The sequence below is a fragment of the Pseudoalteromonas sp. MB41 genome (assembly GCF_020966275.1).
Taxonomy (GTDB): Bacteria; Pseudomonadota; Gammaproteobacteria; order Enterobacterales; family Alteromonadaceae; genus Pseudoalteromonas; species Pseudoalteromonas lipolytica.
This window is the reverse complement of the sequence record NZ_JAJJZF010000023.1, coordinates 30,789-50,257: the sequence shown is the minus strand read 5'-3', so window position 1 is coordinate 50,257 and position 19,469 is coordinate 30,789. Positions and strand designations below refer to the sequence as shown.

Sequence of the window (19,469 nt, the reverse complement as noted above, 5' to 3'; positions counted from 1 at the left end):
GCAGGGGCGTAGTTCCAATTGGTAGAACAGCGGTCTCCAAAACCGACGGTTGGGAGTTCGAATCTCTCCGCCCCTGCCATTTCTTCCCGCTTTACTTTAATCGCAAATCTCCCTATATTACTTGCTCTTAATCATGATTGAGTTGTTATGAATCCAAGTTACGCTGCGATATTTTCTGTACAATCTTTAGAGTTAAACCAACACTATCGAACAGTGCCTGATGTTCAAGTAGAACATGCGCCAATGTCTGAGCAAACGCCGCTTACACTCTCGTTACAGTTTCATCATGATCTTGAAAAAGCATGTGCTCCTTTGGTGATTACACACGTTGTCAAAGCGCCAAATATAAGCTGGCAGGATGGCTGTTTAGCCTTACCAAGTGAGAAACTTAACAGTGAGCAAAAAAAACAATTGTGGTCTTTAATTGGTGAACAACTTGATAAGCTTTAAGCCTGTTGATGCAAATTATATAACTCAGCTAATGACAATCGAAAATGCCTGTCACAGTCACCCATGGACCGAAAAAACCATGTTGTCGTGTTTAGCTGGACGTTACTTTAATCTTGCCGCTTTTAAAGGTGATGAGATGCTTGGTTTTTACATTGGTGAGCAAGCTGGGCCTGACTACACGTTAATGGATATTTGTGTGGCGCCAAGTCATCAGGGGCAGGGCATTGCAAAGCAGCTTTTAGATGCTTTTATTCATCATGGTGAGCAACAGCACGCTGAGAATCTATTTTTAGAAGTGCGAGAGTCAAACACGCGTGCCATTGCACTATACGAGCGTGCAGGTTTTTCTCATATGTCGGTGCGAAAAAATTATTATCCGACAGCAACAGGTAACGAAGATGCCATTTTAATGGGCTTAACTTTACGCTTCTAGCGTTTAAGAAGCCTTTTTTAACGCACTGATAAGCATTTCGTAACTTTGTTCTATTTGCTGGGCTTGGTTACTGCGTAGTGCCGTTTCGAGTTGCCCCGCAGTCTCATGGATTTCCTCAAAGCTAAAGCAACCCGCACTGCCTTTTAGACTGTGTGCCAGCGAGCGTAATGCTTCCCACTCTTTAGTTCGGTACAACTGCACGACTTGGTTGAGGTAGTCAGGTAATTTAGAACGGTAGTTGTCGTTAATTTGCTGGAACTTCTCACTCTTGAGTAAATTTTCCCACTTGTTTTGACTGTCTTTTTCAATATTTAAATAACTAACCAGCACTTGCTCAAGGGCATTTTTATCAATCGGTTTTGCAAGTGCTTCATCGCAGCCTGCTTCGAGATAGGTGTCAACATCGGTTTTCATTACATTTGCCGTAAGCGCGATGATTGGGCCATCGTAGGCTGCATGGCGCAGCATTTGCGTCGCCTCTAAACCACCCATAACAGGCATTTGCATGTCCATAATAATGAGTTGGTAGTCATTGACGAGTGCCATTTCAACGGCTTCTGCGCCGTTTTTCGCGATGTCTGGCTCAAGTCCCCAGGTCTGTAATAACAGTTTGATAAGCAATTGGTTATCAGGGTTATCTTCGGCGACCAATATATTTGCATCAAAACTATTTGAGGCAAAAGAAAGCTGTAGATCTTTACTGGGTGACAATTGCTCTAAGTTATGAATAAAGGCGTCATTTTGTTGTTGCTCTGGTTTTAGGTGACACGCAATTTGCACTGTAAAACAGCTGCCTATACCGGGCTCGCTCTTAAGGTAAACATCCCCTCCTAATAGCTGAGCCAAGTTTTTCGAAATACAAAGTCCTAACCCAGTACCGCCAAAGCGGCGAGTTGTTGTGGCATCGGCTTGTTCAAACGGTTTAAACACCCGTTCAACTTCGCGCTCTGACATACCAATACCTGTATCTTGAATCGCAAATTCTAGATATTGTTTTGCACTGTTGTAGCGAATATCAATGGAGATATGCCCTTGTTCGGTAAATTTCACTGCATTACTAGCTATGTTGATTAATATTTGCTTTAAACGGGTCGTATCACTGTTAATACTTTTAGGAATTGGCAGGCTGTAGTTAATTGTAAACTCTAATCGTTTTTCGTTTGCCAGTGGACGAATAATCGAATCAAGATCATGAATTAATTGGACGACTGAGCATGGCCCACACTCTACAGCAAGCTTCTCAGCTTCAATCTTTGATAAGTCGAGAATGTTATTAATGAGCTCAAGCAGGTGTTTTGAGTTTCTTAAAATAGTGCTTAAATGCTGGTCGTCATTCACGGCATCTTTATTGTGTAGTAGCTGTTCGGTAAACCCCATAATGGCAGTAAGAGGCGTGCGAATTTCATGACTCATATTCGCTAAAAAACGACTTTTAAGTTGATTCGCTTGTTCAGCTTGTGCAATGGCTATTTCAAGCTTGTTGTTCATTGCTTCAAGTGCTTTTGTACGGCTTTCAACTTTATCTTCTAGGTGGTGTTTATACTCTTTTAACTCATCTTGATAATGACGAATCTGGTTCACCATGTGGTTAAAGTCGTTAAATAATACACCGACTTCATCATTGGTGTGGGCGGGTAAATACACCGATAAGTCACCATCTCCAACGCGATGGCTGGCCGCACCCAATAACTCAACAGGGGTGAGTAGTAAATTGCGTACCACAATATAAATTAAAATGGGTAACGAAATAACCGAGATGATCACAATCAGCGCGGTGATTAAACTAATGGCTTTACCAGATTGGTAAAGTAAATCTTTGGGTGTGGTCGATACGTAATAATCGCCATCGGTCATTTGTACCGCATAAATAATACGCTCTTCTTTATCGATACTCGACAGTTCAATGCTAGACAGCTTGCCATAATCGGCCAAGCCTTTAATTTGTTCTAATTCATACTCACTTAAATAGTTGCCCCGTAAATCGTAGTCGGAGCTAAAGAGTATTTGCCCTTTACTGGTCAAAAATAGGTTTAAGGTGTTATTAAAAGGGGCTTCTAAAATACTGGTGTTCAAAATTGATGGTTCAACATGAACAACGATAAAGCCTAACTCTTGGGGTCGTTTTAAGTAATAGTCGATATTGTAGATAGGGTGCACAAAATAAAGACTGGTTGAGCCGTCTTCTTTGGGGATCATAAATTGTTGTTGACGCAAATTAGACTGTAGAACTTGATCAAAAAACGGGTAACTTTTAGGTGCAGGAGTTAATTGGCTCGAATAAAACGCATCACTTTTACCTTGCGAGTCAACATAGTTAATGCTGACAATATCGGGGTACGCTTCTGAGTAACTGGCAAATACATTCATTAACTCGCCGAGGTGTTCTATATACTGATTTTTCGAATTAGGCTCGCGTGCTAAAAAATCGGCAAGTACCGGAGAGGTTGATAAAAGGCGAGTGATGGAATGAAATGAGTCAATATAGTTGAAAATTTTATGCTGTTGCTGCTCAACAAAGCGACTCACAATAAGCTCTGCTTGTTTTTTTGTTGAATTGGTCACATTGGTTAACGTAAAGCCACCTAAAAACAACAAAGGTAAGATCACTAATGGCGTGATATACCATAATAATCGAATACTGAGCTTACTGGTTTTCATGACCTAAATTGATATCCCTCCGTGCAATTTGTCAATAGTATGCGTTACAACTTGATTACACAAGCTTAGCAAAAAAGTGAACAACGAAAATTGCTTATCAAGGGGGAATAATTACTTACAATCGCTGCTTTTTTGGCTAAGACAAACAGGGTATAATGCCCGCAATTCTATTTTATTTTTCAGTGCGCACCGAGGCCTCTCGTTTTTAGAGCCGCTAGGTGTGCTTTGTTATGACTAAAAGCAGCTTACATGTCTAATTTAACTACCGAAATTAATAAACGACGCACCTTTGCGATTATCTCGCACCCGGATGCGGGTAAAACCACCATTACAGAAAAAGTGCTGTTATTCGGACAAGCAATCCAAAAAGCAGGTACCGTAAAAGGTCGTGGCTCAAACCAGCACGCTAAATCTGACTGGATGGAAATGGAAAAAGAACGTGGTATCTCGGTAACTACGTCAGTAATGCAGTTTCCCTATAACCAGCGTTTGGTAAACCTTCTTGATACACCAGGACACGAAGATTTCTCTGAAGATACATACCGTACCTTGACCGCAGTTGACTCGTGTTTAATGGTTATCGATGCGGCAAAAGGTGTTGAGGATCGCACACGTAAATTAATGGAAGTAACGCGCTTACGTACCACGCCAATCGTTACCTTTATGAATAAGTGTGACCGTGATATTCGTGATCCTATGGAGTTATTAGACGAAGTAGAAACCGAACTAAACATTGCATGTGCACCAGTAACATGGCCGATTGGCTGTGGTAAAGAATTCAAAGGTGTTTACCATATTCACCGCGAAGAAACGATTTTATATAGCACCGGCCAAGGCCACACTATTCAGGAAGTTCGTACAATTAAGGGCTTAGATAACCCTGAGCTAGATGCAACCATCGGCAGCGAACTAGCAGAGCAATTACGTGAAGAACTTGAGCTGGTAATGGGTGCATCGCACGAGTTTGACTTAGACCTCTTTTTAGCGGGCGAACTCTCACCTGTTTACTTCGGTACGGCGCTAGGTAACTTTGGTGTTGACCATGTACTTGATGGCTTAACTGAGTGGGCTCCGTCACCATTACCACGCGAAACAGAAGATCGCCAAGTGCTTGCAACAGAAGAAAACTTCACTGGTTTCGTATTCAAAATTCAAGCGAATATGGACCCTAAACACCGTGACCGTATTGCTTTCATGCGTATCGTATCAGGCAAATACAGCCAAGGTATGAAGATGAATCACGTTCGTATTGGCAAGCAAGTGAGCATTTCTGATGCGGTAACCTTTATGGCCGGCGACCGCGAACGTGCGCAGGATGCTTATGCGGGCGATATTATTGGTTTACATAACCACGGTACGATTCAAATTGGTGATACTTTTACCCAAGGTGAAAAGTTGAAGTTTAGCGGTATTCCTAACTTCGCGCCTGAATTATTCCGCCGTATTCGTCTAAAAGATCCTCTCAAGCAAAAGCAGTTATTAAAAGGCTTAGTGCAGTTATCAGAAGAAGGGGCGGTGCAAGTATTTAGACCACTTATTAACAACGACCTTATCGTTGGCGCTGTTGGTGTACTACAGTTTGATGTGGTTGTTGCACGCTTAAAAGCAGAATACAACGTGGATGCTATTTATGAAGGGGTCAGTGTTAATACTGCACGCTGGGTAAGTTCAGACGATACTAAAAAGTTTGAAGAGTTTAAACGCAAGTGCGAAAGCAACTTAGCGCTAGATGGGGGGGATAACCTTACTTACATCGCGCCAAGTCGTGTAAACCTAAACTTATCAATGGAACGTTATCCTGATATTAAGTTTAACCATACACGCGAAAACTAAGCTTACACAGGCACATATTTTAAGTGCCCGCATGGCGGGCAATAAAGGTAAAAATTACAATGAATATCCGTACTCTTTTAATTGAAAAAGCCGTTGCAGCCATGGTTGCAGCAGGACTACCCGAAGACACGAACCCCGCGGTAACACAAAGTACACGCCCGCAGTTTGGTGATTACCAAATCAATGGCGCGATGGGAGCGGCTAAAAAGCTAAAATCAAACCCACGCGAACTGGCACAAAAAATTATCGATAACCTAGACCTTGCTGATATCGCAGAAAAAACAGAAATTGCAGGCCCAGGTTTCATCAACATTCACTTAAAGCCTGAATTTTTATCAACAAGCTTAAAAGCAGCGAATGAAGATGAAAAGCTCGCGGTTTCACCGCATGCAACCGCGCAAAAAGTTGTGGTTGATTACTCATCACCCAACCTTGCGAAAGAAATGCACGTTGGCCATTTACGTTCTACGATCATTGGCGATGCCGTTGTTCGTGCGCTTGAATTCCGTGGTGATGATGTTATTCGTCAAAACCACATGGGAGACTGGGGTACGCAGTTTGGTATGTTGATTGCGCATTTAGAAGACCAAATTAGCCAAGGTGTCGACTTAGACAAAGTGGCTCTGGCAGACTTAGAAACCTTCTACCGTGATGCGAAAAAACGGTTTGATGATGAAGAAGGCTTTGCCGATAAAGCCCGTGACTACGTGGTTAAATTACAAGGTGGCGATGCGCACTGTGAAAAGCTGTGGAAGCTATTCATTGCCACGTCAGTGAAGCACTCTGAAGAAGTGTATAAGCGCTTAAATGTTACGCTTAAACAAGACGATATCATGGCTGAAAGTGCTTACAACAGTGAGCTTGCTAATATCATCGCTTTATTAAAAGACAAGCACATTGCTGTTGAGTCTAATGGCGCACAAGTTGTGTTTCTAGACGAGCTTGCTAATAAAGACGGTGAACCTTCAGTGTTTATCGTGCAAAAATCAGGCGGCGGTTTCTTATACGCGACAACTGACTTAGCAGCGTGTGATTACCGCTCAAACAAACTAGGTGCTGACCGTATCTTAATTTTTGTTGATGCTCGTCAAAGCTTACACTTTAACCAAGTTGAGCTAACTGCACGTAAAGCTGGTTTGTTACGTGATGAAACTAGTTACGAGTTTTGCCCATTCGGCACCATGATGGGTGAAGATGGCAAGCCATTCAAAACACGTACGGGTGGCACCGTTAAACTAGCTGACTTACTTGAAGAGTCAATCACGCGTGCAGCAGCAAAACTTGCAGAGCGTGAGTCTGAACTTAGCGACGAAGAGCGTAGTGAAATTGCCCGTAAAGTAGGGATTGGCGCAGTAAAATATGCGGATCTTTCAAAGCACCGCACCAGCGACTATATCTTCAATTGGGATACGATGCTGAGTTTCGAAGGCGCAACTGCTCCTTATCTTCAATATGCGTATACGCGTGTTCGCAGTATTTTCCGCAAGTCAGGTATCGATGCCGCTTCATTAACAGCAGACGTTGCTATCAACGAGCCGCAAGAAAAAGCACTTGCGCTAAAACTTCTCCAATTAGAAGAAGTACTCGACCTGATGATCAGCGAAGCAACACCACACGTACTATGTGGATACCTATACGAACTTGCAAGCCTATACATGACGTTCTACGAAGCGTGCCCAGTACTTAAAGACGGTGTAGAACCAAGTGTACGTGATAGCCGTTTAGTACTGTGTAATTTGGTTGCGAAGACGCTTGAAAAAGGGTTGGATCTTTTAGGTATCGAAGTTATGGAGCAAATGTAATCTGCTTCGTGTAGTTCGCTTTAGCTGCGTTAATGAGTTTATTTAACCTAAGTCACATACAAAAACGTATGCTCCTTGGTATAAATAAGCTCATTGCCTTGCTAGCACTCCTACACTTGCAGAGAGTTTGAGTGCTCATAGGGGTAAGTCGGTTTTCTGTTTTGTCTTAGGCTAAACTACTTAGGTGAACGCTGCTTCGTGTAGTTCGCTTTAGCTGCGTTAATGAGTTTATTTAGCCTAAGTCACATACAAAACACGTATGCTCCTTGGCATAAATAAGCTCATTGCCTTGCTAGCACTCCTACACTTGCAGATAACGTATGTTACCGCCTTCGTAGGTTGGGTAGAGCGCAGCGACACCCAACAAAAATTGACAAGATATAAATGTTGCTTAATTTTTAGCTGATAGCTTACTGTGATAGAAGGAATTTTTAAATGAAACTTGAAGATATTCGCCGTGAATATTTACAGGATGGTTTATCTGAAGACATGCTTGATGCATCGCCTATCAAGCAGTTTGAAAAATGGCTTGAGCAGGCTGTGGCAACTAACTTGCCAGATCCGACGGCAATGGTGGTGGCAACGGTTGATGAGCATGGTCAGCCTTCGCAGCGCATTGTTTTGCTAAAGCACCTTGATGAAAACGGCTTCGTGTTTTTTACCAACACGGGCTCACGCAAAGCGCAAGAGCTTAAAGGGAACAACAAAATTTCCTTACACTTTCCTTGGCACCATATGGAGCGTCAAGTAATTGTGTATGGCGAAGCAAAACCATTACCAACGACAGCAGTGGCAAAGTACTTTTTATCGCGTCCTAAGGAAAGCCAGCTTGCAGCTTGGGCGTCTGCGCAAAGTCGCCCTGTCTCGTCTCGTAAAGTGCTAATGGAAACCTTTGCTAAAATGAAGCAAAAGTTTTCTGATGGTGAAATTCCTCTCCCTGATTTTTGGGGAGGGTATTGTGTAGAGCCGACTAAAGTTGAATTTTGGCAAGGCGGTGCACACCGTTTGCATGACCGCTTTATGTATCAGCGCAACGCTGACGGCAGTTGGCAATTCGGTCGTTTAAATCCATAAATGCGTTTTATTGATTCCCATTGCCACCTCGACTTTAGCGAGTTTGATGAGAATCGCGACGCGCTTATCGACGCGTGTCAGAACGCAGGGATCGCACACTTTGTTGTGCCGGGTATTAGCTTGGCACAATCGACCCAATTGCTTTGCTTTTCAAAATCGTATCCAAGCGTATCAATTGCACTAGGCTTACACCCTTATTTTTTATCACAGCATCAACCCCATCATCTAAGCGAGCTAGAGCAGCTTGCTAAAATCCATGCGAATGAACTTGTTGCGATTGGTGAATGCGGGCTTGATCGCAGTATTGATAATCTTGATAAACAAATTGCGTTATTTGAAGGGCAGATTGAGCTTGCTAACCAATTGGCACTCCCGCTGATAGTTCACCACCGACAAAGCCATGATCTCATTGCGCGTTCATTCAAGCGATGTAAGCCTAAATATGGCGGGGTAATTCATGCATTTTCCGGGTCGCAGCAACAAGCAAACAGCTATATTAAGCAAGGTTTTAAACTCGGGGTGGGTGGGGTGATAAGTTACCCTCGAGCTGAAAAAACACGCCAAGTGATAAGTAATATTGCTCCCCAGCATTTAGTGCTTGAGACCGATGCGCCCTCAATGCCACTTGCAGGGTCTCAAGGGCAAATCAATACGCCACTAAAAATACGAGAGGTGTTTACTCACCTATGTGAGCTAAAAGGTGTCTCGGGTACTGAAAAGCAATTGTTAGCTGATGCGCTTTATGACTCTTGCTCAGCACTTTTTTTGATATAACGATTTACCTGCCAGCGCTTTAATCCTCGACCTAGTTGCCATGTAAAAATACAGGTAATAACCAACATGAGTAAGACTTGTCTGCCTAAATCATGAAAACTGCTGTGACTGGTTGCAATTGACGCTTGTGTTAAATAAGTGATGGTTACAAAGCCTATCGGACGCTCATCATCGCTTATTACAGGCTCTACAAAGGGGGTTTTGAGTTTACTTATTCCCGGAGTCGAGTCTGGTAAAAGTCCAAATGTGTGGTGGCTTTGCCAGTTATCACTGGTGGCAATTTGGATCCCTTGTTGGTCATAAACGATGGCTGCTAAAACATACTCGTCTTCTGCTATGTTATTACACAGTGCATTTAATGCGGGCTTATTTTTTTCTTCGAGCGGGGTCTGCGCATTAAGCGCCATAAATTTTGTTAGGCTTGTCGCGGTACTGTTTGCACTGTCATAAAGTAGTTGATGGCTTTGAAAGCTACTATTAACGGCAACCCAACTAAGCAACACAAAACAGGCCGCAGCTAGGCTTAATCGCACGATGCGTTGGCGATAAGTAGCCGAAAATGGAGTTTTAAGTTGGTTATTTTTCATAGTCACCGTATACGCTGCTGACAGCTTTTACAATTGATGGTACAACTAAACCAGTATAATAACCTTATTAGTTCATTGATTGCGAGTAGCAAATACACGCACAACAACAGACATAAGTCTAACGTGGAGCCACTATGTCACAGCTTAGCTTAGCTGCTACACCTACAGCAAATTTAACAGGTCAAATAACACTAAATTGCTGGTATAAAATTGAAAATAAACACCTAATTGCGACAGATATTTTACCCAAAGCACATCAAGGCGTACTGAGCGTGGCGTTTGGCGGTGAACTCAGTGCTGACCATTTACTTGCTCTGACAGCATTTTTAAGCTCGCACGGCTTCACAAATTTAACCGTGTGTTGTTATCAGCCTATTGAATCTATGCCCTCAGCGTGGTGTGTTCATAGCGACTCAACATCACCACTCAGTCCATCCGTATTAACCGCCTTTGCCAATCAGCATGGCTTGCAATTGGTGCAGTTAACGAATCCACCCACCGTGAATGAGCCTGGTTTATTACTCATGGACATGGATTCAACAGCGATTACGATTGAATGTATTGATGAAATTGCACGTTTAGCCGATGTGTATGATGAAGTGGCTGCTGTCACTGCGCAAGCCATGGCTGGGCAGCTTGATTTTGCACAAAGCTTAAAACAGCGTGTTGCAAAGCTTGAAGGCATTGATGTTGATTTAATCGATGATTTAAAATCGCGTTTACCCTTGATGCCTGGTGTGAATGAGCTCTGCCAATACCTTAAAAAGTATGACTGGCATCTTGCCATTGCCTCGGGTGGTTTTGTGCCATTTGCTGAGCAAGTACAATCGCTTATTGGTTTAGATGAAGTACATGCTAATACACTTGAGTTTAAAGATAACCGGCTAACGGGTAAGGTCATAGGCACGATTGTTGATGCAGAAGAAAAAGCGCGAGTGCTTAAGCGAATCGCAGAAAAACTGGCGCTTAATACCCGTCAAACTGTTGCCATGGGTGATGGGGCTAATGACTTAAAAATGATGGCTGCAGCAGGGCTTGGCGTGGCTGTTCATGGAAAACCGAAAGTTGTTGAGCAAGCACAAACAGCCATTAATGAAGGCTCGTTACTTCAAGTCAGTTACTTGCTCACAATTCCATTAGATTACACGCTTTAACCACGTTTTCTTGCGCTTATTCATTTCGATTTTGAGTGTTTCATCAATATCAAAATGCGTAAGCGCTTCATCACTAATATCAATTAAATCACCCACACCTGCCACGGCCCACAGCGCTTCTTCAAGATCTTTCGCTTTATGTAAGGCATACTGACTTATATATTTGAGTTCGTTTGATAAATAATCAATATCAGGGCGCCCTGTACGTGATACATATAAACGAAACACAAACATGAGGTCATTTCTCAGCGCTTTTTTTACAAACAAAGTCTGGGGTTTGTAGTCATCTTCACTAATGCACCGACTCGTAATCGCGTCGCTGATTGAAGGTTGGCGAGGGTCAAAACGAATAAATAAGGTAAAAGCAAGCGGCGGGTCTTGGCGGCTACGATCTTTTATGAGTGGTGTAATGACTTCGGTGATTTGCTGCGTTGATAAAATCCCTTCAATACTGGTGTTTTCGTTTAAGAGCGCAAAGTTTTGCAGTAATACATGTAATGGGCTCGGATATAAACCCTGACCAATTGCACCGGCTTTAAAATGCGCTGCTTCTTTGTGTAAATAGAACGGAAATTGGCAAACACTTTTGGTTACCATATTTCTGAGTGCCGTTGAAAGACCCGGTATTTTAGGCGACTCTTCACACACCCTTAACTTATCTTTATTGTTTTCAATCAGTACCGTAAAGAACTTAATCGCCATATGTGGTAAGTCTGTAATACGGTGAACTTTTAGATTAACCGTGGTGAGTGACTTACTAATCGCCATGACTTCGTAAGCAAGGCTCGATAAATCATGTTTTTTGGTAATTTTTTGTAAATCAGGCAAGCTAATATTAATTATGTCGCCTTTTTTAAACTCAACAGGTTTATCACACTCGATTTGTAATCCCATAACTGACAAGTCGCGGGTATGGCCTGTGATAATCTGCTCGTGATGATTTATGGCGATAGCTGTCTTGTACAAATAGCGCTTGTGCGCTCTTAAATTTACATATTCAAGGGCTACGGGCTCTAGGTGTGGCGGTGTTTTATGTTTGCTATGGCCAAATTGTTTTAGTTGATTAATCGCGTTTTTATCAAATGTTAATTGTTTATAAGAGTGCTGCTCATAGGGCGTACCAATGGCCGTTAAGATCAGTAAATATTTAACGTCTTTGATCAACCCTTGCACGCGAGGTGAGGGCGGTTTGTTCAACTTTTCAATGTCTTTCCCTGCACTACTGGGCAGTGACAACGGAATATACGAATCTTCAGGGTGACTTGGCATCAATTGCAACTTAAAACATTGCCAGCTGTCTTTTTGACTACCAAACCCTAAAAATAAATTTTTAAGCTGAGGCTGGCTTTCAAGCTCACTACGCGTGGCAGAGTAGTAATACACTTTACCAGCAACAACATGCGTGAAAGTATAAAGGTACTCTTCTTTTACTGCCTCTGGTGAGCTTAATAAGTGGCCTATACGTTGTTGGTTAATAATACTGTATAAGCAAGACAGCTTGCGCTCGTCACAAAAATAACGCTGAATAAAAATATTATTTTCAGTTGTTAAGGCAAGGCTTGGGTATAGCTTGTCACCTTGTAAGCTTAAAAAGGTATAAAGAGAGGTCACACGCGGAATGTAATATTGTTCATAGCCTTTTGACACAACCGCATCGAGCGTATTGTCTAGGTTAACTTTATAACGACGCTTATTGCCGTGGATAAAGCTTTCTAAAAACTCATCAAACTTTTCGTTGTTTTCAATAAAGGTGCGTTTTAGGCGAACATGATTGTATTCGCGTGATACTTTTTCAATCGCGACGACTTCGTACTGAATTCCGTTTTTTAAACCTAACTCAAAATCTTGTTCAAGGCCGACTAGGCGCAGGCCTATAAGTTGACCTTTTTTTAACTTGTAGCGTGGCGCGAGCTTTATCTTTGCACCACTGAGTGAGATATCAGATGTTGTTGCGGCTACTTTGCTGTCTTTATCAAACTCAACAGTGATTTTGATAGAGTAATTCATCCGCTCTTCACGACGGCTTTCGTAGGAGGCAAATTTTATCACTTTGGCTGATAACTGACTGTCGTTATCGTCTTCAGTAAGAGCTTGTTCGGCCGCTTTCTTTTGCATGACACGATGGTTGTTTTCAGTGTTCATCACCGCTTCATAGACAGCAAGGGTGTAACCGCCATGGCGTTTAATAGCCTGTTCAAACACTTCGATGGCAGTATCGTCCATAAAGTGTTGTTTACCTTCGTATTCGTATGGTTTTACTTGACCCGTTACTTGCCCACGTAAATCAATAAACCGTGCAACAGGCTGAGATAAACGCGACATCTCCATTTTGATCAAAAACTGCTCAGGCTTAGTTAAGCCCGCTGTTTTTGATTTAAACAGTTTGTCGAATTTTGGGGTGCCTAAATACGCCTTTAGCTCTTCAACTAGGCTTTCATATTTAAGCAGAATGTCTTCAGCCATTTATAAAACCATCAACGTCTATTAAAAAAAGTAGGTATACTAGTCGGCAATTACGCAGTAAAAACACAAACAGTAGTCACTTTTTTATTTTATTAATTATTGTTATAAGTATTTGCCAAATAAATGGCAAGCACTGTTAAGTTTTATTTGTAAGCAAAAACTATGCCCTAAAGCGGTTCTTTATTTAACAGTGTGTTGAATAAAGAGCTGGAGTAAGAGGTTTTAGTTACAACGAGTTATCTTTTTGTGATTATAAACTTACTATACATTAATTGTGTTAAGTGTCAGTTTTTAATAACAAGTTAGTCACAAATTAGCGACCTAAATAGGTAAGGCCGAATGGCAAAATCAGCAAAAATCGAATTTGTCTGCACAGAGTGCGGCATGAACTATCAGCGCTGGCAAGGACAGTGTAAGTGCGGTGCATGGAACACGCTAGCAGAATTTAAGCCCTCAGCCGGACAGTCAAAACAAGCGGCAAGCCGTGCCGTGGTTGCAGGCTACGCAGGCGGTGTTGGCGGCGGCTCAAAAAAAATTAATGAAGTCGAAACCGCCGAAGCAGAAAAACGCTTAACCGACATTGGTGAGTTAGACCGTGTATTAAGTGGCGGTGTGACCACCGGTTCCGTAAATATTATTTCGGGCGATCCAGGGGCTGGAAAAACGACATTATTGTCAGATTTAATTGCTCGCATGTCGAAAGTGATGCCGTCACTTTATTGTACGGCAGAAGAGTCATTATCGCAGTTTAAAAACCGTGTAAACCGACTGCGTTTAGATTATAACCCTGATGAGCTTTATTTACTGTCAGAAACCAGCGTTGAAGCAATTATTGAAGAGCTTGATAAGAACAAGATTAAGTTTGCGGTGATCGATTCAATTCAAGCGGTTGTGACAGAAGCCGCTAATGGCAGCCCAGGCTCTCCTTCACAAGTTAAAAGTGCAGCACAAGCACTCACTCAATATTGTAAGCAAAATGACGTCACCATGTTCATTATTGCTCACGTAAATAAAAACAACGAAATCGCAGGCCCGCAAACCTTAGTGCATATTGTTGATGCGCTGCTGCATATTGATACCAACGATGGGCAAATTCGTACCTTACGTGCCAATAAAAACCGTTTTGGCGATATTGATACCGTCGGTATTTTTAGAATGTGTGAGCGCGGTATGCTCAGTGTTGACAACCCAAGCGAAATATTTTTATCGGGATCAAGCACCGAATCGCCGGGATCGGCTATTACATGTATTCGTAAAGGTAATCGTAATTTATTGTTAGAGATTCAGTGCTTAACCACAGAAACCGAGGCTGAGTTTCCGCAGCGAGTGTGTGTTGGTTTAAATATGAATCGTATCAAAATGCTCACAGGGATTTTGCGTAAACACACCAAGACTAAAATTTTTCATGACACGTTTTTTAATATTGTCGGTGGCCTAAAAATTGATGAGTCTGAAACCTGTATCGACTTAGCATTAGTTACGGCATTGTTGAGTAGTTTGAATGAATTTGTTGTGCCAAGAACCACCTGTATTATGGGCGAATTAAGCTTAAATGGTGACGTTAGGCCCATCGACAGTGGGGTGCCGCGAGTAAAAGAAGCCGCTCAGCATGGTTTCACTGAAATTTTTATTCCATATCGTAACTACCATAAATCAATGGAAGGATTGGGCGCAAAAATTACACCTGTTAAAACAGTGCATGAGTTACTGTCTTTAATAAACTAGTTGTAATTTGATAGACTATAAAAAACACCAATCAAAGGAAATAAAATGAAAAAGTTAGTAATTGCAGCCGTTGTTGCTGCAGCTGTAGGTGGCGTCGTTTACGCAAACTATACAGCAACACAGGAAGTGAAAAAGGTTGTTGATAAGCAACTAAGCGCTTTATCAAGCCAAAGTGGTGTAGATATCACTTACAGCGATATTTCAGCAAGCGTGTTCAGTAGCAGCATGCAGTTGTCTGGTATAAATGTGCAAAGCATTGAAGGCGATGAAACCATTGCCACTATCGACAATATTGAAGTGACGGGTTACGAAGTTGATGCGATCCCACCCCACACGGGCTTCGTGATGACAAATTTCCGCTTTAGTGATGAGTTTTTATCGCAACTTCCAGACAGTGCGAATAATAAGCTTGCCGCAACGAGTTACAACGTGAATTCATCGCTTGATTACAACAAAGAGTCAGGTGATAGCAAGTTTGCGCTTAACGTGAAGGCAAGCGAAGTGGCTGATGTACGTTTTAATCTTGGTTTAGCAAATTCAACGGCGTTGATGGAAGCATCTTTATCAATCAGCCAAGCACAAAATGCTGCGAATGGGGCTGAGCTCACTTTAGAGCAACAACTACAGCAACAATCAAAAATGATGGCGGCAATGAGCCAATTAGAGCCGCGCAGTATCGAGCTTGAAATCAACGACGACGGTGAACTTAAAACTGTTGTCGAAAGCTTCTTAAAAGCGCAAGGCATGACACTTGATGACCTTGAGCAAGTTGTGGCAATGCAATTACAACAAGCTCCTGTAAGTGCGGAGTTAGACACTGCGATTAAAAACTTTGCCAGTGGTTTATCAAAATTGTCTTTATCGGCACGCCTACCTGAAGGCAAGTCGATGATGCAAATCAACCAGCAAATCATGATGCTGGTTGGTCAGCCTGAAGAGCTTGCGAAATTTATTAATTTAAAAGCGAGTGGTGAATAACCCGCTGACCGCAGCCGTGCGTTAGCTTCAATAACCTTAAAGTGTTCAACTCTCTAGTTTGCTCACTTTAAGGTTATTTTTTACATGCCTTACACCCTGACTGTGTTCTAAGAACTTTTGTGCCAGCGCACGTTGAAACCCCGTTTCCGTTGAACCTAATAATTCAATCGTATCGCCATTTACAATAACCTGTAAGTTTTCAATTTTAAAATTGCGGTTATTCGTTAGTTTCTTTAAAGCCACTTGCTGTAATCGCGGTTGCGCCGAAGTACTGGTTGTTAAAACATGGGTGTTGGCACTGACTTGTGTGGCGCAAGCCAATAAAAAAAGACAGCTAAATAAGGTTACGACAACAGATAATTTGAAACGGCTCATACAATTCCCTCGCAATAATGACAGATTGAACTCTGTATGAACAATTACAAATTCTGTTCCAATTTTAGTTTGTTGATTTTTATAGGTTTTATTTTTTTGAAGAAACTGTATGTGAAGTAATTACACATAGTTCAGTAAAAAAGACACGGCAAATAACAGCGATAAAAATGCCGAGACAGGCTCGGCATTTTTATTAACAAGGCTTATTAAGCACGCACTACTTTTTCTTTTTTGGTTTTGCCTTTTTCTTCGCTTTGATCTTTGCTGGATCTTTTTTCTTTTTAGAAGGGATTTTTGCTTCTTTGTGTTGCGGCTCTATCCCTTTGATTACTCGACGCTTTAGTTTTTGTTCGATGTAACGCTCAACTTTGCCTAAAATGGCAACGTCATGCGCTTCGATAAATGAAATCGCGATTCCTTTTTTGCCTGCACGACCAGTACGTCCAATACGGTGAACGTATATATCTGCGGTGCGAGGCATATCAAAGTTAATCACATGGCTGATATCTGCCACGTCAATACCACGGGCAGCCACATCGGTTGCTACCAATATTTTATTGCGGCCAGAATGGAAGTTCTCCATTGCTTTCATGCGTTTATCTTGTGGCATTTCACCACGTAACCAAGCAACGCGCAGTCCTTCGTTATTTAACGCACCAATTAATGATTCTAGGCGTTCACGGGTCTTAACGAACACTATCGCTTTATGGATATCATCGCCGTTTAAGATATCGACTAACATTTTAAGCTTGTGGTTGTAGTCGTCGGCTAAGTGAACCCACTGGTGGATCTTTGCTTTTTCTTTACGCGACGATTCTGCTTCTAGTAGCGCAGGATCATTTAAAATACGCTCAGCGAAAAGCTCAACACTGTCACCTTCAAGTGTGGCTGAAAATAGAAAACATTGACGACGATTTCTGGCTTCATCACAAATACGCAGCATTTCTTTACGAAAGCCCATATCGAGCATGCGGTCGGCTTCGTCTAAAATAAGCATTTCGACATTTTCAGCATGGAAGTTCTCGGTTTCGAGGTATTCCATTAAGCGCCCAGGTGTCGCGATAAGAATGTCGTTATTGTTCTCAAAAATTTCTTTGTGCGTTCCATAGTTAATGCCGCCCGTCACGACACCTATTTTAAGGTGTGTTTGCTCAGCAAGCTGTTCACAATGCTCATGGATTTGATAAGCAAGCTCGCGAGTAGGAGTCATGATAAGTACGCGGGCAAAACCAGGGTCACGACGAGGGAAATCAAGCAAGTATTGAATAGCTGGGATCAAAAACGCGGCTGTTTTACCGGTACCTGTGGGTGCAGATGCCAAAATATCGCGCCCTTGTAATGCTTCAGGGATCGCTTGTTGTTGAATGCTGGTTGGCGTATCAAAACCCATTTTATTAATGGCATTTAACAGCTTGTTATCGATATCAAATTCAGAAAATTGCATAGAGTGACATAAATAGAGGACAATTGGCGTTAATTATACGCGCTATCCAGCTGTTGGTGAATGAAAAGGTGAAAAAATGTCAGGTTTTGTGTTTAAACAGTTTTCGATAGGGCAAACTCACACTGCAATGAAAGTTTCAACAGATGGGATTTTGTTGGGTGCATGGGCACATGTAAGCGATGCTGCACGAATTGTTGATATTGGCACAGGCACCGGGTTGCTTGCTTTAATGGCAAAACAACGTGCGCCGAAGGCGGTTGTTAACGCTATCGAAATAGAGGCTAACGCGTGTATTGATGCTCGCGCTAATTTTGCTAATAGCCCTTGGCCTGACATTATGCTTTATCAAGGGGCTGTGCAGTCTTTTAAAGCAGCAACCCCCTTTGATGCAATTATCACTAATCCACCTTATTTCAATGCCAGCCTTAAAGGCGATAATGCAGCACGCAATACAGCGCGCCACACCGATGGATTGAGTTTTAGCGAATTAATCAAAGCGTGTAGTGCGCTGAGTCATGCACATACTCTGCTCAATGTGATACTGCCTTGTCCTGAGGCCGAGCAATTTATTGCCATTGCAGAGCAAGAAGGCTGGTATTTAAACCACCTGTGTTTAGTTAAAACAACCGAGAAAAAAGCACCCAGTCGCAGTTTAATGTTATTTAGTCAGGTTGCAGCCCCTTTAACGACAACACATTTAACGATTCATGCAAACAGTGGCGCGTATAGTGCTGAATATAGTGCGCTATGCAAGGACTTTTATTTGAAAATGTGACGCATACCAGCCATTAATAGTCCGTCATCACTTTACTCTAAAAGGTCGTATTTGCTATTCACTGATGCTCGATTGTAGGCCATCTTCGCTTACTAATAATGTATAAGAATGTCCATATGAGGCATGACAAATGGCAACTGATTCATCAACACGCTTACCTTCATCATTCAGTCGAGAGACTTTAATATCATCTGCGCAGTCATCAGTGTGATACCACGTACTTAATTGATTTTGATATAGGTTAACTATTTGATTCTCTATTTTTAAGCGAATGTTTTCGGTGGCAAGAAAGCGGACGGCAAAAAAGCCCTCTTTGTTACTTTGAGTCTGTTTTATGAGCGTTAAACGCAGCTTTTCTCCACTTTGCCAGGCGACAAAATGGTAAGGCTGGTCGTTGTCCACTTGATACATTTGCTCTGCGAAGTTGCTCGCTTCACTGTGATCTTCTACATAAAATGAAATACGGCGTCGTTCATTGTGAAGGTGTGTTATATCAACAGGTAATGAATCTGATGCGAGCGTGTCTACATAATATTGCGCATCACTGACTTCTCTTGCGTTACCAAACAGGTCGGTATTTGCCATGGAGTAGTCAACCTCTAAGGCGGTGGTGTTTATCAATGTATACTTGTTCTCATACATCTGGTTGCCAAAATCATGACTTTCCTCGACTTCTAATTCCTCACACCCTACAAGCAGCGTTGTTGCAAAGAGTAAAAATAGCGCATTTTTCATTGTTTATCCTTTTACTAATGAAGCTGCCGTATGGTTCCAATTCGCAAAAAATGCTTAATTATTTTGAGGGATTAAACCGGTTGCGACCTGTTTTAAAGATTGCTGATTTACGACTGCATGGATGCAGAGCAATGCAGGAGCAATTGCCGAGAACAACTAAATAACGAAACCTTTGCCTTGTTTTCAACGAGGTTTTATCGCCCCAAAAT

The 19,469-nt window shown here is 42.1% G+C and carries 16 protein-coding genes and 1 tRNA gene; 11 read left to right on the top strand and 6 right to left on the bottom strand.

Annotation, left to right across the window (positions count from 1 at the left end):
- Positions 1-2: 2 nt before the first annotated feature.
- From LPA49_RS17760 to rimI, 3 genes are all read left to right on the top strand, one after another.
- A tRNA-Trp gene (locus LPA49_RS17760) sits at positions 3-79 on the top strand.
- Between the two features lie 68 nt (positions 80-147).
- Positions 148-450 (top strand): hypothetical protein, encoded by a 303-nt coding sequence (locus LPA49_RS17755; protein ID WP_036970608.1) that lies wholly within the window; start codon positions 148-150, stop codon positions 448-450.
- Positions 437-883, top strand: a complete 447-nt coding sequence (rimI, locus tag LPA49_RS17750) for a ribosomal protein S18-alanine N-acetyltransferase (protein ID WP_065978446.1) — start codon at positions 437-439, stop codon at positions 881-883. The genes LPA49_RS17755 and rimI overlap by 14 nt, the downstream gene beginning before the upstream one ends.
- A gap of 3 nt (positions 884-886) precedes the next feature.
- Here the strand turns inward: rimI and LPA49_RS17745 are convergent, their stop codons facing one another.
- Entirely contained in the window at positions 887-3,541 is a 2,655-nt protein-coding gene (locus tag LPA49_RS17745; RefSeq protein ID WP_036970603.1) for a hybrid sensor histidine kinase/response regulator, read from the bottom strand.
- A 249-nt stretch (positions 3,542-3,790) separates the two neighbouring features.
- Between LPA49_RS17745 and prfC the strand changes: the two genes are divergently transcribed.
- The 4 genes from prfC to LPA49_RS17725 all read left to right on the top strand — a co-directional run bounded on the left by prfC (position 3,791) and on the right by LPA49_RS17725 (position 9,024).
- Positions 3,791-5,374: a peptide chain release factor 3 gene (prfC, locus tag LPA49_RS17740; RefSeq protein ID WP_036970600.1), complete on the top strand. Its 1,584-nt coding sequence runs from the start codon at positions 3,791-3,793 to the stop codon at positions 5,372-5,374.
- Positions 5,375-5,433: 59 nt separating this feature from the next.
- The gene (gene argS / locus LPA49_RS17735) at positions 5,434-7,176 is read left to right on the top strand and encodes an arginine--tRNA ligase (protein WP_230237378.1); all 1,743 of its coding nucleotides are present in this window, start codon (positions 5,434-5,436) and stop codon (positions 7,174-7,176) included.
- Positions 7,177-7,611: 435 nt separating this feature from the next.
- Positions 7,612-8,250 carry a pyridoxamine 5'-phosphate oxidase gene (gene pdxH, locus LPA49_RS17730; protein WP_065978444.1) on the top strand — a complete coding sequence of 213 codons (639 nt, stop codon included), beginning with the start codon at positions 7,612-7,614 and terminating at the stop codon, positions 8,248-8,250.
- Complete coding sequence (locus LPA49_RS17725; protein ID WP_230237377.1) at positions 8,251-9,024, top strand: TatD family hydrolase; 774 nt, start codon at positions 8,251-8,253, stop codon at positions 9,022-9,024.
- Here the strand turns inward: LPA49_RS17725 and LPA49_RS17720 are convergent.
- On the bottom strand, positions 8,991-9,611 hold the full coding sequence (locus tag LPA49_RS17720) for an AhpA/YtjB family protein (protein WP_230237376.1): 621 nt from the start codon (positions 9,609-9,611) through the stop codon (positions 8,991-8,993). The two genes, LPA49_RS17725 and LPA49_RS17720, sit on opposite strands and share 34 nt — an antisense overlap.
- A 134-nt stretch (positions 9,612-9,745) precedes the next feature.
- Between LPA49_RS17720 and serB the strand changes: the two genes are divergently transcribed.
- A complete protein-coding gene (gene serB / locus LPA49_RS17715) occupies positions 9,746-10,765 on the top strand; it encodes a phosphoserine phosphatase SerB (protein WP_036970584.1) in 1,020 nt (339 codons plus the stop codon).
- Here serB and LPA49_RS17710 read toward each other — a convergent pair.
- Complete coding sequence (locus tag LPA49_RS17710) at positions 10,748-13,228, bottom strand: PilZ domain-containing protein (protein WP_075593820.1); 2,481 nt, start codon at positions 13,226-13,228, stop codon at positions 10,748-10,750. The genes serB and LPA49_RS17710 overlap by 18 nt on opposite strands.
- A gap of 339 nt (positions 13,229-13,567) precedes the next feature.
- On the opposite strand from LPA49_RS17710, the gene radA reads away from it, so the two are divergent.
- Together radA and LPA49_RS17700 are read left to right on the top strand one after the other, a co-directional pair.
- Entirely contained in the window at positions 13,568-14,953 is a 1,386-nt protein-coding gene (gene radA, locus LPA49_RS17705) for a DNA repair protein RadA (protein WP_036970582.1), read from the top strand.
- A 45-nt stretch (positions 14,954-14,998) separates the two neighbouring features.
- Complete coding sequence (locus LPA49_RS17700; protein WP_074989442.1) at positions 14,999-15,931, top strand: hypothetical protein; 933 nt, start codon at positions 14,999-15,001, stop codon at positions 15,929-15,931.
- A 45-nt stretch (positions 15,932-15,976) separates the two neighbouring features.
- On the opposite strand, the gene LPA49_RS17695 is transcribed toward LPA49_RS17700, so the two are convergent.
- Both LPA49_RS17695 and srmB read right to left on the bottom strand, forming a co-directional pair.
- Positions 15,977-16,306 (bottom strand): BON domain-containing protein, encoded by a 330-nt coding sequence (locus tag LPA49_RS17695; RefSeq protein ID WP_074989443.1) that lies wholly within the window; start codon positions 16,304-16,306, stop codon positions 15,977-15,979.
- 217 nt (positions 16,307-16,523) lie between these two features.
- Entirely contained in the window at positions 16,524-17,750 is a 1,227-nt protein-coding gene (srmB, locus tag LPA49_RS17690; protein ID WP_036970576.1) for an ATP-dependent RNA helicase SrmB, read from the bottom strand.
- Between the two features lie 76 nt (positions 17,751-17,826).
- Between srmB and LPA49_RS17685 the strand changes: the two genes are divergently transcribed.
- A complete protein-coding gene (locus tag LPA49_RS17685) occupies positions 17,827-18,525 on the top strand; it encodes a tRNA1(Val) (adenine(37)-N6)-methyltransferase (protein WP_065978439.1) in 699 nt (232 codons plus the stop codon).
- A gap of 54 nt (positions 18,526-18,579) precedes the next feature.
- Here LPA49_RS17685 and LPA49_RS17680 read toward each other — a convergent pair whose 3' ends face one another.
- Positions 18,580-19,260 (bottom strand): hypothetical protein, encoded by a 681-nt coding sequence (locus tag LPA49_RS17680; RefSeq protein ID WP_074989444.1) that lies wholly within the window; start codon positions 19,258-19,260, stop codon positions 18,580-18,582.
- Positions 19,261-19,469: the final 209 nt, after the last annotated feature.

Coding starts and splice junctions, on each gene's coding strand:
- LPA49_RS17755 (WP_036970608.1), top strand. CDS start 148: ATGAATCCAAGTTACGCTGCGATATTTTCTGTACAATCTTTAGAGTTA.
- LPA49_RS17745 (WP_036970603.1), bottom strand. CDS start 3,541: ATGAAAACCAGTAAGCTCAGTATTCGATTATTATGGTATATCACGCCA.
- prfC (WP_036970600.1), top strand. CDS start 3,791: ATGTCTAATTTAACTACCGAAATTAATAAACGACGCACCTTTGCGATT.
- argS (WP_230237378.1), top strand. CDS start 5,434: ATGAATATCCGTACTCTTTTAATTGAAAAAGCCGTTGCAGCCATGGTT.
- pdxH (WP_065978444.1), top strand. CDS start 7,612: ATGAAACTTGAAGATATTCGCCGTGAATATTTACAGGATGGTTTATCT.
- LPA49_RS17725 (WP_230237377.1), top strand. CDS start 8,251: ATGCGTTTTATTGATTCCCATTGCCACCTCGACTTTAGCGAGTTTGAT.
- LPA49_RS17720 (WP_230237376.1), bottom strand. CDS start 9,611: ATGAAAAATAACCAACTTAAAACTCCATTTTCGGCTACTTATCGCCAA.
- serB (WP_036970584.1), top strand. CDS start 9,746: ATGTCACAGCTTAGCTTAGCTGCTACACCTACAGCAAATTTAACAGGT.
- LPA49_RS17710 (WP_075593820.1), bottom strand. CDS start 13,228: ATGGCTGAAGACATTCTGCTTAAATATGAAAGCCTAGTTGAAGAGCTA.
- radA (WP_036970582.1), top strand. CDS start 13,568: ATGGCAAAATCAGCAAAAATCGAATTTGTCTGCACAGAGTGCGGCATG.
- LPA49_RS17700 (WP_074989442.1), top strand. CDS start 14,999: ATGAAAAAGTTAGTAATTGCAGCCGTTGTTGCTGCAGCTGTAGGTGGC.
- LPA49_RS17695 (WP_074989443.1), bottom strand. CDS start 16,306: ATGAGCCGTTTCAAATTATCTGTTGTCGTAACCTTATTTAGCTGTCTT.
- srmB (WP_036970576.1), bottom strand. CDS start 17,750: ATGCAATTTTCTGAATTTGATATCGATAACAAGCTGTTAAATGCCATT.
- LPA49_RS17685 (WP_065978439.1), top strand. CDS start 17,827: ATGTCAGGTTTTGTGTTTAAACAGTTTTCGATAGGGCAAACTCACACT.
- LPA49_RS17680 (WP_074989444.1), bottom strand. CDS start 19,260: ATGAAAAATGCGCTATTTTTACTCTTTGCAACAACGCTGCTTGTAGGG.